11 protein-coding genes and 1 pseudogene are annotated in these 15,673 nt (G+C 43.8%); 11 read left to right on the top strand and 1 reads right to left on the bottom strand.

The window, feature by feature from the left end; all coding sequences use genetic code 11:
- Positions 1-113: 113 nt before the first annotated feature.
- The 9 genes and pseudogenes from ACJHW7_RS22290 to ACJHW7_RS22250 all read left to right on the top strand — a co-directional run.
- Positions 114-2,021 (top strand): annotated as a pseudogene (locus ACJHW7_RS22290) (fimbria/pilus outer membrane usher protein); the annotation flags it as partial.
- A 13-nt stretch (positions 2,022-2,034) separates the two neighbouring features.
- Positions 2,035-2,565, top strand: coding sequence for a fimbrial protein (locus ACJHW7_RS22285; protein ID WP_000876784.1), 531 nt, complete (start codon positions 2,035-2,037; stop codon positions 2,563-2,565).
- 12 nt (positions 2,566-2,577) lie between these two features.
- The gene (locus ACJHW7_RS22280) at positions 2,578-3,081 is read left to right on the top strand and encodes a fimbrial protein (RefSeq protein ID WP_000825446.1); all 504 of its coding nucleotides are present in this window, start codon (positions 2,578-2,580) and stop codon (positions 3,079-3,081) included.
- Positions 3,082-3,140: 59 nt separating this feature from the next.
- Positions 3,141-4,055, top strand: coding sequence for a fimbrial protein (locus ACJHW7_RS22275; protein ID WP_021556816.1), 915 nt, complete (start codon positions 3,141-3,143; stop codon positions 4,053-4,055).
- Positions 4,056-4,388: 333 nt separating this feature from the next.
- A complete protein-coding gene (gene ydeP, locus ACJHW7_RS22270; RefSeq protein WP_040234716.1) occupies positions 4,389-6,668 on the top strand; it encodes an acid resistance putative oxidoreductase YdeP in 2,280 nt (759 codons plus the stop codon).
- Positions 6,669-6,915: 247 nt separating this feature from the next.
- Positions 6,916-7,113 carry a two-component system connector SafA gene (gene safA / locus ACJHW7_RS22265; protein ID WP_000543389.1) on the top strand — a complete coding sequence of 66 codons (198 nt, stop codon included), beginning with the start codon at positions 6,916-6,918 and terminating at the stop codon, positions 7,111-7,113.
- A 73-nt stretch (positions 7,114-7,186) separates the two neighbouring features.
- Positions 7,187-7,948 (top strand): acid stress response transcriptional regulator YdeO, encoded by a 762-nt coding sequence (ydeO, locus tag ACJHW7_RS22260; protein WP_040234715.1) that lies wholly within the window; start codon positions 7,187-7,189, stop codon positions 7,946-7,948.
- A 401-nt stretch (positions 7,949-8,349) separates the two neighbouring features.
- Complete coding sequence (locus tag ACJHW7_RS22255; RefSeq protein WP_001303114.1) at positions 8,350-10,032, top strand: sulfatase-like hydrolase/transferase; 1,683 nt, start codon at positions 8,350-8,352, stop codon at positions 10,030-10,032.
- Between the two features lie 51 nt (positions 10,033-10,083).
- Positions 10,084-11,241 carry an anaerobic sulfatase maturase gene (locus tag ACJHW7_RS22250; protein WP_001401031.1) on the top strand — a complete coding sequence of 386 codons (1,158 nt, stop codon included), beginning with the start codon at positions 10,084-10,086 and terminating at the stop codon, positions 11,239-11,241.
- Here ACJHW7_RS22250 and ACJHW7_RS22245 read toward each other — a convergent pair.
- A complete protein-coding gene (locus ACJHW7_RS22245; protein ID WP_122633168.1) occupies positions 11,207-11,329 on the bottom strand; it encodes a hypothetical protein in 123 nt (40 codons plus the stop codon). The genes ACJHW7_RS22250 and ACJHW7_RS22245 overlap by 35 nt on opposite strands.
- A gap of 201 nt (positions 11,330-11,530) precedes the next feature.
- Between ACJHW7_RS22245 and ACJHW7_RS22240 the strand changes: the two genes are divergently transcribed.
- On the top strand, positions 11,531-13,216 hold the full coding sequence (locus ACJHW7_RS22240) for an ABC transporter ATP-binding protein/permease (protein ID WP_024227169.1): 1,686 nt from the start codon (positions 11,531-11,533) through the stop codon (positions 13,214-13,216).
- Between the two features lie 37 nt (positions 13,217-13,253).
- A complete protein-coding gene (locus ACJHW7_RS22235) occupies positions 13,254-15,626 on the top strand; it encodes a TonB-dependent receptor plug domain-containing protein (RefSeq protein ID WP_021556813.1) in 2,373 nt (790 codons plus the stop codon).
- The last annotated feature ends 47 nt before the right edge of the window (positions 15,627-15,673 follow it).

Genomic DNA, 15,673 nt, shown 5'->3' with positions numbered 1-15,673 from the left:
ATGGCATCCGCATAGTGCACTGGGTTATCGCTCGCCACGGGAATATCTACGGCAGCAAGCCAGTAATGGGTTAAGTGATAACAGGTGTCTGGAAATATAGGGGCAAATCCAGGCAGCATATCAATACGTCGGCTGAACGTGACATTATTCCCTTACGCTCACGGTTAACGGTAGGTGATAGTTATACCGATGGCGATATTTTTGATAGTGTGAACTTTCGTGGCCTCAAAATAAATTCAACAGAAGCGATGTTGCCCGATAGCCAACATGGTTTCGCTCCTGTGATTCATGGTATTGCCCGTGGAACCGCACAAGTGAGTGTAAAACAGAACGGATACGATGTTTATCAGACTACTGTTCCACCCGGCCCTTTTACTATTGATGATATCAACTCTGCGACCAATGGTGGTGATCTGCAAGTAACCATAAAAGAGGCAGACGGCAGTATTCAGACATTATATGTTCCTTATTCGTCTGTTCCGGTTCTCCAACGTGCTGGATATACGCGTTATGCGCTTGCCATGGGGGAATATCGTAGTGGAAATAACCTGCAAAGCTCTCCCAAGTTCATACAAGGTAGCTTGATGCATGGTCTGGAAGGAAACTGGACACCTTATGGCGGAATGCAAATTGCAGAAGATTATCAGGCCTTCAACCTTGGTATTGGGAAAGATTTAGGACTTTTTGGTGCCTTTTCTTTCGATATCACGCAGGCCAATACGACACTTGCAGATGGCACCCGTCACAGTGGGCAATCGGTTAAATCCGTCTACAGCAAATCCTTCTACCAGACAGGAACCAATATCCAGGTCGCAGGATATCGCTATTCTACGCAAGGTTTTTATAACTTATCCGACAGTGCCTACAGTCGAATGAGTGGTTACACCGTCAAGCCTCCTACCGGAGACAGCAATGAGCAGACACAATTTATTGATTATTTTAATCTGTTCTACAGTAAGCGTGGTCAGGAACAAATAAGCATCTCTCAGCAGCTTGGAAATTACGGTACGACATTTTTCAGTGCCAGTCGCCAAAGTTACTGGAACACGTCACGCAGCGACCAGCAAATATCATTTGGATTAAATGTGCCGTTTGGTGATATTACGACTTCACTGAATTACAGCTATTCCAATAATATATGGCAAAACGATCGGGATCATTTACTCGCTTTTACGCTTAATGTTCCCTTCAGTCATTGGATGCGTACAGACAGTCAGTCGGCATTTCGTAATTCAAACGCCAGTTACAGTATGTCAAACGATTTGAAAGGCGGCATGACCAATCTATCGGGGGTTTATGGCACTCTGCTGCCGGATAATAACCTGAATTATAGCGTTCAGGTCGGTAACACCCACGGAGGTAATACATCGTCTGGCACCAGTGGTTACAGTTCTCTTAATTATCGTGGAGCTTACGGTAATACGAATGTCGGTTACAGTCGGAGTGGTGACAGCAGCCAGATCTATTACGGAATGAGTGGTGGGATTATTGCTCATGCTGATGGCATCACCTTTGGACAGCCGCTGGGCGACACAATGGTTCTGGTTAAGGCTCCTGGCGCTGATAATGTCAAAATAGAGAACCAGACCGGAATTCATACCGACTGGCGTGGCTATGCAATATTACCATTTGCGACAGAATATAGAGAAAATCGTGTCGCTCTTAACGCGAATTCCCTTGCAGATAATGTTGAACTGGATGAAACCGTAGTCACTGTCATCCCAACTCACGGTGCTATTGCCAGAGCAACATTTAATGCACAAATCGGCGGGAAAGTATTAATGACGTTGAAGTACGGTAATAAAAGCGTTCCATTCGGTGCAATTGTCACTCACGGAGAGAATAAAAATGGCAGCATTGTCGCGGAAAATGGTCAGGTTTATCTGACTGGACTTCCACAGTCAGGGAAATTACAGGTTTCATGGGGCAATGATAAAAACTCAAACTGTATTGTCGATTACAAGCTTCCTGAAGTCTCTCCTGGAACCTTGCTGAACCAGCAGACAGCAATCTGTCGCTAAGGAACAATAGATTATGAAATACAATAACGTTATTTTCCTCGGTTTATGTCTGGGGTTAACCACCTATTCTGCTTTATCCGCAGATAGCGTTATTAAAATTAGCGGGCGCGTCCTCGATTATGGCTGCACAGTCTCATCGGATTCGCTTAATTTTACCGTAGATCTCCAAAAAAACAGTGCCAGACAATTTCCAACGACCGGTAGCACAAGTCCAGCCGTCCCTTTTCAGATTACGTTAAGTGAATGCAGCAAAGGGACAACGGGGGTTCGGGTTGCATTTAACGGTATTGAGGATGCAGAAAATAATACTCTGTTGAAACTGGATGAGGGAAGCAATACGGCCTCCGGTTTAGGTATAGAAATACTGGACGGAAATATGCGTCCGGTGAAACTGAATGACCTTCATGCCGGGATGCAGTGGATCCCACTGGTACCAGAACAGAACAATATTTTGCCTTACTCCGCTCGTCTGAAGTCAACTCAGAAGTCCGTCAATCCGGGACTGGTGAGGGCTTCGGCAACCTTTACCCTTGAATTTCAATAATCAGAGTCAGATATGAAAAGACTTCACAAGAGGTTCCTGTTAGCTACGTTTTGCGCGTTATTCACAGCAACTCTCCAGGCCGCCGATGTCACTATCACTGTTAATGGTCGGGTAGTCGCTAAACCCTGCACTATTCAAACCAAAGAAGCTAACGTTAATCTCGGGGATCTTTATACGCGCAATCTGCAACAACCTGGTTCTGCATCTGGCTGGCACAATATTACTTTGTCATTAACCGATTGTCCGGCTGAAACAAGTGCAGTGACGGCAATCGTGACAGGTTCAACTGACAATACGGGTTATTACAAAAATGAAGGTACTGCCGAAAATATTCAGATAGAGCTTAGGGATGACCAGGATGCGACGTTAAAAAATGGCGATAGCAAAACGGTTATTGTTGATGAGATCACTCGTAATGCACAGTTTCCACTTAAGGCAAGAGCTATCACGGTGAATGGAAACGCAAGCCAGGGAACGATCGAGGCGCTAATCAATGTGATCTACACCTGGCAATAACGTCGATTCGATTTTCTTAGCCTTCTTTTTAAATCAATTTTTTAACCTTAGGATATATCATGGGTAAAACAATCAGTATAAAGGTCCTGTTCGGTATTTATCTTCTATTAATGGCAGGCAAAGTTTTTGCCTTCAGTTGTAATGTCGATGGCGGGTCAAGTATTGGAGCTGGTACAACCTCTGTTTATGTTAATCTCGACCCTGTAATACAGCCGGGCCAGAATCTGGTTGTAGACTTGTCTCAGCATATAAGTTGCTGGAATGATTACGGCGGCTGGTACGACACTGATCATATAAACCTGGTACAAGGCTCAGCTTTCGCAGGCTCTCTACAGTCATATAAAGGATCGCTGTACTGGAATAATGTGACCTACCCCTTCCCGTTGACGACAAATACCAACGTATTGGATATTGGTGATAAGACACCGATGCCATTACCGTTAAAACTCTATATTACCCCAGTCGGGGCGGCCGGTGGAGTTGTCATAAAAGCCGGGGAAGTTATTGCCCGTATTCATATGTATAAAATTGCCACGTTAGGAAGCGGAAATCCGCGTAATTTTACGTGGAATATTATTTCAAATAACAGTGTTGTTATGCCAACAGGCGGCTGCACTGTTGATAGTCGTAATGTCACCGTGAATCTCCCGGACTTTCCTGGAAGCGCAGAAATCCCCCTTGGCGTATATTGCTCAAGCGAACAAAAGCTCTCATTTTATCTTTCGGGTGCCACCACTGACAGTGCCCGACAAGTGTTTGCTAACACAGCACCTGATGCAACAAAAGCATCGGGAGTGGGTGTCTCTCTGATGCGTAATGGAAAAATACTGGCTACGGGAGAAAATATCTCCCTGGGGACAGTAAATAAAAGCAAAGTACCTCTGGGTTTAAGCGCAACCTATGGACAAACAGGAAACAAGGTTTCAGCCGGAACCGTCCAGTCAGTCATTGGTGTCACTTTTATCTATGAATAATTGTGATTTTGACATTGGTCTATGCGCTCCATTCACGAAAATTGCGCGGATAATTATTTTGTGAAGGCTATTATCCTACACCTGTAAGAAAATCCGCGCACAATTGAAGCCAGAGTCTTATTTTTTATATTAAAAAATATGTTAATTTAAACACTATGAGAGATGATGCTTACCTTATCGTATTTAATCTATTGTTTAACGATAATAGATTAAAAATAGAAAGAGAGTAGTCCCCTACTCTTATATATCCATGTTGGCGATAATCCCTTTGTATGTACTGTGCATCATCGCTATTACAAATCCTAATAATTCATTTCCACACAGGATAAGTAGATGAAGATAAAAATTGAATCCTACCAGGGAGCTGCCGGTGGTTGGGGTGCTGTTAAATCCGTAGCGAATGCAGTACGTAAGCAGATGGATATACGCCAGGATGTTATTGCCATGTTTGACATGAATAAGCCAGAGGGCTTTGACTGTCCGGGTTGTGCATGGCCAGATCCTAAGCACAGTGCGTCATTCGACATTTGTGAAAACGGCGCAAAAGCAATCGCCTGGGAAGTCACGGATAAGCAGGTAAACGCCTCTTTCTTTGCTGAGAATACGGTTCAATCATTACTTACCTGGGGAGACCACGAGCTTGAGGCTGCGGGGCGACTCACTCAGCCTTTGAAATATGATGCCGTCAGCGACTGTTACAAGCCATTAAGCTGGCAACAAGCTTTCGATGAAATTGGCGCACGCCTTCAAAGCTATAGTGATCCCAATCAGGTTGAATTCTATACTTCGGGCCGCACTTCCAATGAGGCTGCCTTTCTTTATCAGCTTTTTGCCCGTGAATACGGGAGCAATAACTTTCCCGACTGCTCCAACATGTGCCATGAACCGACAAGCGTGGGTTTGGCAGCGAGTATCGGTGTAGGTAAAGGGACCGTGTTGCTGGAAGACTTTGAGAAGTGCGATTTAGTCATTTGCATTGGGCATAACCCTGGTACAAACCACCCTCGCATGCTGACTTCGTTGCGCGCTTTAGTGAAACGGGGAGCGAAAATGATCGCCATCAATCCTCTACAGGAACGTGGCCTGGAGCGATTTACCGCACCGCAAAACCCGTTTGAAATGCTGACGAACTCTGAGACTCAGTTGGCCAGTGCCTACTACAACGTGCGCATTGGTGGCGATATGGCGTTGCTCAAGGGGATGATGCGCCTGTTAATTGAGCGCGATGATGCTGCAAGTGCCGCAGGTCGGCCCTCATTGCTGGATGACGAATTTATTCAAACGCATACCGTCGGCTTTGACGAGCTACGCCGTGACGTTCTCAATTCCGAGTGGAAAGATATCGAACGTATTTCTGGACTAAGTCAGACACAAATCGCCGAACTGGCTGATGCATATGCCGCTGCCGAACGCACCATTATCTGTTACGGAATGGGGATCACTCAGCACGAACATGGTACCCAGAATGTACAGCAACTGGTCAATCTGCTGTTGATGAAAGGTAACATTGGCAAGCCTGGTGCGGGTATCTGCCCACTACGTGGCCACTCTAATGTACAGGGCGACCGAACCGTCGGTATCACCGAGAAACCGTCTGCAGAGTTTCTGGCTCGCCTGGGTGAGCGCTATGGCTTCACTCCACCTCAAGCACCTGGACATGCTGCAATTGCCAGCATGCAAGCAATATGTTCAGGGCAGGCTCGAGCATTGATCTGCATGGGGGGCAACTTTGCACTGGCAATGCCAGATCGGGAAGCGAGCGCTGTACCGTTAACGCAATTAGATCTGGCGGTACACGTAGCCACTAAGCTTAACCGCTCTCATCTGCTGACCGCACGGCATAGCTATATTCTGCCGGTTCTGGGACGTAGCGAGATTGACATGCAAAAAAGCGGTGCGCAGGCGGTAACCGTTGAGGATTCAATGTCGATGATTCATGCCTCGCGTGGCGTGTTAAAACCCGCCGGTGTAATGCTGAAATCAGAGTGTGCAGTGGTCGCGGGAATCGCGCAGGCAGCACTACCCCAGAGCGTGGTAGCCTGGGAGTATCTGGTGGAAGATTATGATCGCATTCGCAATGACATTGAAGCTGTGCTGCCAGAGTTCGCCGATTATAACCAGCGCATCCGACATCCTGGTGGTTTTCACCTGATAAACGCTGCTGCTGAAAGGCGCTGGATGACTCAGTCAGGTAAGGCTAATTTCATTACCAGCAAAGGGCTGTTAGAAGATCCCTCTTCAGCGTTTAACAGTAAGCTGGTCATGGCGACAGTACGCAGCCACGATCAGTACAACACGACGATTTATGGTATGGATGATCGCTATCGAGGGGTATTCGGTCAACGAGATGTGGTCTTTATGAGTGCTAAACAAGCTAAAATTTGCCGTGTAAAAAACGGCGAAAGAGTTAATCTTATTGCGCTTACGCCAGACGGTAAGCGCAGCTCACGCCGCATGGATAGATTAAAAGTGGTCATTTACCCTATGGCTGACCGCTCACTGGTGACCTATTTTCCAGAATCGAATCACATGCTAACACTTGATAACCACGATCCATTAAGTGGCATTCCTGGCTATAAAAGTATTCCGGTTGAATTAGAACCATCAAATTAATGCCTCTTCTCATTTCTTCTGCTGTCATCCGCACAGCAGAAGAATACCTCATTGACTATTATCGCGCAATTTGCTCACATGGATTAAATTAAACTACATACTATAAGATATAAACTTCTGCCTACAGCTGTAAGAAACTCCGCTCAGTACTGAAGTACCAGTCCTATTTCCTCTTTTCTCAAGCCTGTTATATTAAGCATACTGATTAACGATTTTCAACGTTATCCGCTAAATAAACATATTTGAAATGCATGCGACCACAGTGAAAAACAAAATCACGCAAAGAGACAACTATAAAGAAATCATGTCTGTAATTGTGGTTGTCTTATTACTGACCCTTACGTTGATAGCCATTTTTTCGGCAATTGATCAGCTGGGTATTTCAGAAATGGGTCGCATTGCAAGAGATCTTACACATTTCATTATCAATAGTTTGCAAGACTGAAAATAAACAGCGAATTATAAATATGAAATGTTAAAAAAGTATCGATAAAACTTTATTGTTTTAAGGAGATAAAATGTCGCTCGTTTGTTCTGTTATATTTGTTCATCATGCTTTCAACGCTAACATTTTAGATAAAGATTACGCCTTCTCTGACGGCGAGATCCTGATGGTAGATAACGCTGTTCGTACACATTTTGAACCTTATGAGCGGCATTTTAAAGAAATCGGATTTAATGAAAATACCATTAAAAAATATCTACAATGCACTAACATCCAGACAGTGACGGTGCCTGTTCCTGCGAAGTTTTTACGTGCTTCAAATGTACCGACTGGATTGCTTAATGAAATGATTGCTTATCTCAACTCGGAAGAACGCAATCATCATAATTTTTCAGAACTTTTGCTTTTTTCTTGCCTGTCTATTTTTGCCGCATGCAAAGGTTTCATTACACTATTAACTAACGGTGTGCTATCCGTTTCCGGGAAAGTGAGAAATATTGTCAACATGAAGCTGGCGCACCCATGGAAGCTGAAAGATATTTGTGACTGCCTGTACATCAGTGAAAGCCTGTTGAAGAAAAAACTAAAGCAAGAGCAAACGACATTCTCACAGATTCTATTAGATGCCAGAATGCAGCACGCAAAAAATTTGATACGCGTAGAAGGTTCAGTCAATAAAATTGCCGAACAATGTGGTTATGCCAGTACATCTTATTTTATTTATGCGTTCCGCAAACATTTCGGCAACAGTCCGAAGAGAGTTTCTAAGGAGTACCGTTGTCAAAGGCACACCGGTATGAACACGGACAACACGATGAGTGCTTTAGCTATTTGATTATTTGCTAACGGGTAGTCAACCACACACGCTACGTAAGAATTAAATGGGGCAGCCATTCCTTGCCCCGCGTTGTTTTTAGGCGATATATTTATTGAAATAAATAAGTGACATTCATCACATATTTATGCATTTGCATAACCTGTTGCATGATTATTTATGATCTCAATTCGGCATTTTGTCAGTAAAATACAATAATTTATTAAATATCAATAGATTAGTTGTTTATCGGCGAGAAATTACTTAGTAGAACAGAAAGTAATGTCAACGCTTTATGGACTGTTATTTCCCTTTTTTTAGCTAAATCTGCTATCTCTTTATGTGACTAACTTCACTTACATCCACTTATTTCTCTTCGTAAAATTACTTTGGAATTAAGTACAATAAGAAGAGGAACATTTATGAAGTCTGCATTAAAGAAAAGTGTCGTAAGTACCTCGATATCTTTGATACTGGCATCTGGTATGGCTGCATTTGCTGCTCATGCGGCAGATGATGTAAAGCTGAAAGCAACCAAAACAAACGTTGCTTTCTCAGACTTTACGCCGACTGAATACAGTACCAAAGGAAAGCCAAATATTATCGTACTGACCATGGATGATCTTGGTTATGGACAACTTCCTTTTGATAAGGGATCTTTTGACCCAAAAACAATGGAAAATCGTGAAGTTGTCGATACCTACAAAATAGGGATAGATAAAGCCATTGAAGCTGCGCAAAAATCAACGCCGACGCTCCTTTCATTAATGGATGAAGGCGTACGTTTTACTAACGGCTATGTGGCGCACGGTGTTTCCGGCCCCTCCCGCGCCGCAATAATGACCGGTCGAGCGCCCGCCCGCTTTGGTGTCTATTCCAATACCGATGCTCAGGATGGTATTCCGCTAACAGAAACTTTCTTGCCTGAATTATTCCAAAATCATGGTTATTACACTGCAGCAGTAGGTAAATGGCACTTGTCAAAAATCAGTAATGTGCCGGTACCGGAAGACAAACAAACACGTGACTATCATGACAACTTCACCACATTTTCTGCGGAAGAATGGCAACCTCAAAACCGTGGCTTTGATTACTTTATGGGATTCCACGCTGCAGGAACGGCATATTACAACTCCCCTTCACTGTTCAAAAATCGTGAACGCGTCCCCGCAAAAGGTTATATCAGCGATCAGTTAACCGATGAGGCAATTGGCGTTGTTGATCGTGCCAAAACACTTGACCAGCCTTTTATGCTTTACCTGGCTTATAATGCTCCGCACCTGCCAAATGATAATCCTGCACCGGAGCAATATCAGAAGCAATTTAATACCGGTAGTCAAACGGCAGATAACTACTACGCTTCCGTTTATTCTGTTGATCAGGGTGTAAAACGCATTCTCGAACAACTGAAGAAAAACGGACAGTATGACAATACTATTATTCTCTTTACCTCCGATAATGGTGCGGTTATCGATGGTCCTCTGCCGCTGAACGGGGCGCAAAAAGGCTATAAGAGTCAGACCTATCCTGGCGGTACTCACACCCCAATGTTTATGTGGTGGAAAGGAAAACTTCAACCCGGTAATTATGACAAGCTGATTTCCGCAATGGATTTCTACCCGACAGCTCTTGATGCAGCCGATATCAGCATTCCAAAAGACCTTAAGCTGGATGGCGTTTCCTTGCTGCCCTGGTTGCAAGATAAGAAACAAGGCGAGCCACATAAAAATCTGACCTGGATAACCTCTTATTCTCACTGGTTTGATGAGGAAAATATTCCATTCTGGGATAACTACCACAAATTTGTCCGTCATCAGTCAGACGATTACCCGCATAACCCCAACACTGAGGACTTAAGCCAATTCTCTTATACGGTGAGAAATAACGATTATTCGCTTGTCTATACAGTAGAAAACAATCAGTTAGGTCTCTACAAACTGACGGATCTACAGCAAAAAGATAACCTTGCCGCCGCCAATCCGCAGGTCGTTAAAGAGATGCAAGGCGTGGTAAGAGAGTTTATCGACAGCAGCCAGCCACCGCTTAGCGAAGTAAATCAGGAGAAGTTTAACAATATCAAGAAAGCACTAAGCGAAGCGAAATAACTAAACCTTCATGCGGCGGAATTTTCCGCCGCCTTATTGAGCGAGATAGCGATGCACGTTACAGCCAAGCCCTCCAGTTTTCAATGTAATCTCAAATGTGATTACTGTTTTTACCTTGAAAAAGAGTCGCAGTTTACTCATGAAAAATGGATGGATGACAGCACTCTGAAAGAGTTCATCAAACAATATATCGCAGCGTCTGGCAATCAGGTCTATTTTACCTGGCAAGGCGGTGAACCCACTCTGGCTGGCCTGGATTTTTTCCGTAAAGTTATTCACTATCAACAACGCTATGCAGGCCAAAAACGTATTTTTAATGCATTACAAACGAATGGCATTTTATTGAATAATGAATGGTGTGCCTTTCTCAAAGAACATGAATTTCTGGTTGGTATCTCGATCGATGGCCCCCAGGAGTTACATGACCGTTACAGACGCAGTAATTCAGGTAACGGTACTTTTACAAAAGTGATAGCAGCCATCGAGCGTCTGAAATCATATCAAGTAGAGTTTAATACGTTAACCGTCATTAATAACGTTAATGTCCATTACCCTCTTGAGGTTTATCATTTTTTAAAATCTATCGGCAGTAAACATATGCAATTTATCGAATTGCTAGAAACCGGGACGCCGAATATTGATTTCAGTGGTCATAGTGAGAACACATTCCGTATCATTGATTTTTCTGTGCCTCCCACGGCTTATGGCAAGTTTATGTCAACCATTTTTATGCAATGGGTTAAAAACGATGTGGGTGAAGTTTTCATCCGTCAGTTTGAAAGCTTTGTCAGCCGTTTTTTGGGGAATGGGCATACCAGTTGTATTTTCCAGGAGTCCTGCAAGGATAATCTGGTTGTTGAAAGTAATGGAGACATTTACGAATGCGACCATTTTGTCTATCCACAGTACAAAATTGGAAACATTAATAAATCTGAACTCAAAACGATGAACAGTGTACAACTGACAGCGCAAAAAAAACGGATTTCAGCGAAATGTCTGAAATGTGCATATAAACCTATCTGCAATGGCGGTTGTCCTAAGCATCGTATTACTAAAGTAAACAATGAGACTGTTTCTTATTTTTGCGAAGGTTATAAAATCCTTTTTTCAACCATGGTACCTTATATGAACGCCATGGTAGAGTTAGCTAAGAACAGAGTACCGCTTTATCACATTATGGATGTTGCAAAACAAATGGAGAATAATTAATAACACGCCCTCTTAGCTCCAGTCTTAGCCTACGTCTTATGACCTTAACAAAGCACCCGACATAAATTCCTGTCGGGTGTGTCGTCATCATCATCTTACCTTGCGAAAATCCTGGCATACGTGGTATGCGTCAGGGCATTAGCAATACCCTTGATTATCAATAGCATAACCATAACCACTGAAATTAAAAATTTCTATATATTTCATATTGTTAAATGATACTTAAATAAATTTCATCAGTAAATCATTGCCATAGATAATCATTGGATGGCACAATCAATTTTCGCTAATGATAACCATTCCCATTACGTTTTGTATGTTGATAGCAAAGTATCTCTGTCTGCTGAAGCCCTTTTGGCTGCGTAAGAATAATAAAACTTCAGTGTTGTTAATCATTATTATCCTCGCCATGATCCTTGGCGTGGTTAAAATTCAGGTCTGGTTAAACGACTGGAATAATGATTTTTTCAATGCGCTAAGCCAGAAAGAAACCGATAAGCTTTGGCAGCTTGTCCTTTGGTTCCCTGCCCTGCTGGGGATCTTTGTATTAATATCCGTAAACAAAACATGGTTAATTAAACTGCTGACTATTCGCTGGCGCGAATGGTTAACAGATTACTACCTTAATCGGTGGTTTGCAGATAAAAACTACTACTTCACGCAGATCTACGGCGAGCATAAAAATACAGATAACCCTGACCAACGTATCGCTGAAGACATTCTCTTACTGATCAGCAAAACGCTCAGTCTTTCATTTGGCTTCATCCAGTCACTTAGCATGCTGATCACCTTTACCGTTATTCTTTGGCAAAGCGCGGGTACGCTCTCATTCACTGTTGGTGGAACAGAATGGAATATCCAGGGGTATATGGTCTATACCGTCGTGCTCATTGTGATCGGTGGAACTTTATTTACCCATAAGGTGGGTAAACGTATTCGTCCACTTAATGTGGAAAAACAACGTAGCGAAGCGACATTTCGAACTAATCTTGTGCAGCATAATAAACAGGCAGAACTGATTGCGCTAAGCAATGCTGAGTCTCTACAACGCCAGGAGTTGAGCGACAATTTTCATACCATTAAAGAGAACTGGCATCGTTTAATGAATCGTCAGCGGTGGCTTGATTACTGGCAGAATATTTATTCGCGTTCGCTTAGCGTTCTTCCGTACTTTCTGTTATTGCCGCAGTTTATTAGCGGACAGATCAATCTGGGCGGACTGATGAAATCGCGCCAGGCATTTATGCTGGTATCGAACAATTTAAGCTGGTTTATTTATAAATATGACGAACTTGCTGAACTGGCTGCGGTTATCGATCGCTTGTATGAGTTCCATCAACTCACCGAACAGCGCCCTACGAATAAGCCTAAAAATTGCCAACATGCGGTACAAGTGGCTGACGCGAGTATTCGTACCCCTGATAATAAGATCATATTAGAGAACCTGAACTTTCATGTTCCGCCAGGCAAATGGCTATTACTGAAAGGTTACTCTGGTGCGGGAAAAACCACACTGCTTAAAACATTATCCCACTGCTGGCCGTGGTTTAAAGGTGATATTTCTTCTCCTGCTGACAGTTGGTATGTGTCACAAACACCGTTAATCAAAACCGGCTTACTGAAAGAGATTATTTGTAAAGCACTTCCCCTGCCCGTAGACGATAAATCGTTGAGCGAAGTACTGCATCAGGTTGGTCTTGGGAAATTGGCTGCGCGTATTCATGACCACGATCGCTGGGGAGATATTCTTTCCAGCGGCGAAAAACAACGTATCGCCCTGGCACGATTAATTTTACGACGTCCGAAATGGATATTTCTTGACGAAACTACCTCTCATCTTGAGGAACAAGAGGCTATCCGCTTACTGCGTTTAGTGCGTGAAAAACTACCCACAAGCGGCGTCATTATGGTTACACATCAACCCGGTGTCTGGAACCTGGCCGATGATATTTGTGACATTAGCGCGGTTTTATAAAAACAATAAAAGCCCTGCTGTACGGAGATATAAATAAATGAAGCGAGTTCTTATTCCTGGCGTCATTTTATGTGGCGCTGATGTGGCGCAGGCCGTCGATGATAAAAACATGTACATGCATTTTTTTGAAGAGATGACGGTCTATGCTCCTGTCCCTGTACCCGTAAACGGCAACACGCATTACACCAGTGAAAGCATCGAGCGTTTACCGACCGGGAATGGCAATATCAGCGATCTGCTGAGAACCAACCCTGCGGTACGCATGGATTCAACGCAAAGTACCTCGTTGAACCAGGGAGATATTCGCCCGGAGAAAATCTCTATTCACGGTGCGTCGCCCTACCAGAATGCCTATTTGATTGATGGTATTAGTGCCACTAATAACCTGAACCCAGCGAATGAGTCCGATGCCAGTAGTGCAACCAATATTAGCGGGATGTCACAGGGGTATTATCTTGATGTCAGCTTACTGGACAATGTGACGCTTTATGACAGTTTTGTGCCGGTTGAATTCGGTCGCTTCAATGGCGGGGTAATTGATGCAAAGATCAAACGCTTCAACGCTGATGATAGCAACGTGAAACTGGGTTATCGCACTACGCGTTCGGACTGGTTAACATCGCATATCGATGAGAATAACAAGAGCGCATTTAATCAAGGTTCTTCAGGAAGTACTTATTACTCTCCAGATTTTAAAAAGAACTTTTATACCTTGTCGTTTAATCAGGAACTCGCTGATAACTTTGGCGTTACCGCCGGTTTATCGCGCCGCCAGTCTGATATCACCCGCGCGGATTATGTTTCAAATGACGGCATTGTCGCCGGTCGGGCACAGTATAAAAACGTTATCGATACTGCATTGAGCAAATTTACCTGGTTTGCCAGCGACCTCTTTACCCACGATTTAACCTTAAAATATACCGGCTCCAGCCGTGATTATAATACCAGCACCTTCCCGCAGTCTGATCGCGAAATGGGTAATAAATCCTATGGTCTGGCATGGGATATGGATACGCAGCTCGCATGGGCCAAACTACGTACCACCGTTGGTTGGGATCATATTAGTGATTATACCCGTCACGATCATGACACCTGGTACACCGAACTTTCATGTACATATGGTGATATTACAGGGCGTTGCACCCGTGGCGGATTAGGACACATTTCCCAGGCTGTAGATAATTACACCTTCAAAACACGCCTGGACTGGCAAAAATTCGCCGTGGGTAATGTTTCGCATCAACCCTACTTCGGCGCGGAATACATCTATTCCGATGCATGGACTGAACGCCATAACCAGTCTGAATCCTATGTGATTAATGCTGCCGGAAAGAAAACTAACCATACCATTTACCATAAAGGTAAAGGCAGCCTGGGAATTGACAACTACACACTGTATATGGCGGATCGCATTAGCTGGCGTAATGTGTCATTAATGCCCGGCGTGCGGTATGACTATGACAACTATCTGTCAAACCACAATATCTCCCCGCGCTTTATGACGGAATGGGATATTTTTGCTGATCAAACCTCAATGATTACCGCAGGTTATAACCGTTACTATGGTGGGAATATTCTTGATATGGGATTACGTGATATCCGCAATAGCTGGACGGAATCGGTATCAGGCAATAAAACCCTGACGCGTTATCAGGATTTGAAAACGCCTTATAACGATGAACTGGCAATGGGATTGCAGCAGAAAATCGGTAAGAACGTTATTGCGCGTGCAAACTATGTTTACCGTGAAGCGCATGATCAAATCAGCAAAAGCAGTCGTACCGACAGCGCGACTAAAACCACTATTACTGAATATAACAACGATGGCAAAACCAAAACGCATTCGTTCAACCTCAGTTTTGAGCTGGCCGAACCCCTGCATATCCGCCAGGTAGATATTAACCCACAAATTGTCTTTAGCTATATCAAGAGCAAGGGCAACTTGTCGTTAAACAATGGTTATGAGGAGAGCAATACCGGTGATAACCAGGTGGTTTATAACGGTAATCTTGTCTCTTACGATAGCGTTCCAGTGGCAGATTTTAATAACCCATTAAAGATCTCCTTAAACATGGATTTCACGCATCAACCGAGCGGGTTGGTGTGGGCGAATACGCTGGCCTGGCAAGAAGCGCGTAAAGCTCGCATTATCCTGGGTAAGACGAATGCGCAATACATCAGCGAATATTCAGATTACAAGCAGTATGTTGACGAAAAACTGGATAGCAGCCTGACCTGGGACACCCGCTTGTCCTGGACGCCACAATTTCTGAAACAACAAAACCTGACGATCAGTGCCGATATTCTCAATGTACTGGATAGCAAAACCGCGGTTGATACAACGAATACCGGTGTGGCGACCTACGCCAGTGGCCGTACTTTCTGGCTTGATGTCAGCATGAAATTTTAATAGTTCGGATTTTACTTAACCGGGTAAATTCGCCCGGTTTTCGCATG

Origin of the sequence: Escherichia sp. WS1152 (genome assembly GCF_046487665.1) — a bacterium.
Classification (GTDB): domain Bacteria; phylum Pseudomonadota; class Gammaproteobacteria; order Enterobacterales; family Enterobacteriaceae; genus Escherichia; species Escherichia coli.
The sequence above is the reverse complement of the archived record's forward strand: the minus strand, read 5'-3'. Positions and strand labels throughout refer to the sequence as shown.

What these genes read in the sequence shown, in the direction of transcription:
- ACJHW7_RS22285 (WP_000876784.1), top strand. Translation starts at nt 2,035, where the DNA reads ATGAAATACAATAACGTTATTTTCCTCGGTTTATGTCTGGGGTTAACC.
- ACJHW7_RS22280 (WP_000825446.1), top strand. Translation starts at nt 2,578, where the DNA reads ATGAAAAGACTTCACAAGAGGTTCCTGTTAGCTACGTTTTGCGCGTTA.
- ACJHW7_RS22275 (WP_021556816.1), top strand. Translation starts at nt 3,141, where the DNA reads ATGGGTAAAACAATCAGTATAAAGGTCCTGTTCGGTATTTATCTTCTA.
- ydeP (WP_040234716.1), top strand. Translation starts at nt 4,389, where the DNA reads ATGAAGATAAAAATTGAATCCTACCAGGGAGCTGCCGGTGGTTGGGGT.
- safA (WP_000543389.1), top strand. Translation starts at nt 6,916, where the DNA reads ATGCATGCGACCACAGTGAAAAACAAAATCACGCAAAGAGACAACTAT.
- ydeO (WP_040234715.1), top strand. Translation starts at nt 7,187, where the DNA reads ATGTCGCTCGTTTGTTCTGTTATATTTGTTCATCATGCTTTCAACGCT.
- ACJHW7_RS22255 (WP_001303114.1), top strand. Translation starts at nt 8,350, where the DNA reads ATGAAGTCTGCATTAAAGAAAAGTGTCGTAAGTACCTCGATATCTTTG.
- ACJHW7_RS22250 (WP_001401031.1), top strand. Translation starts at nt 10,084, where the DNA reads ATGCACGTTACAGCCAAGCCCTCCAGTTTTCAATGTAATCTCAAATGT.
- ACJHW7_RS22245 (WP_122633168.1), bottom strand. Translation starts at nt 11,329, where the DNA reads ATGACGACACACCCGACAGGAATTTATGTCGGGTGCTTTGTTAAGGTC.
- ACJHW7_RS22240 (WP_024227169.1), top strand. Translation starts at nt 11,531, where the DNA reads ATGATAACCATTCCCATTACGTTTTGTATGTTGATAGCAAAGTATCTC.
- ACJHW7_RS22235 (WP_021556813.1), top strand. Translation starts at nt 13,254, where the DNA reads ATGAAGCGAGTTCTTATTCCTGGCGTCATTTTATGTGGCGCTGATGTG.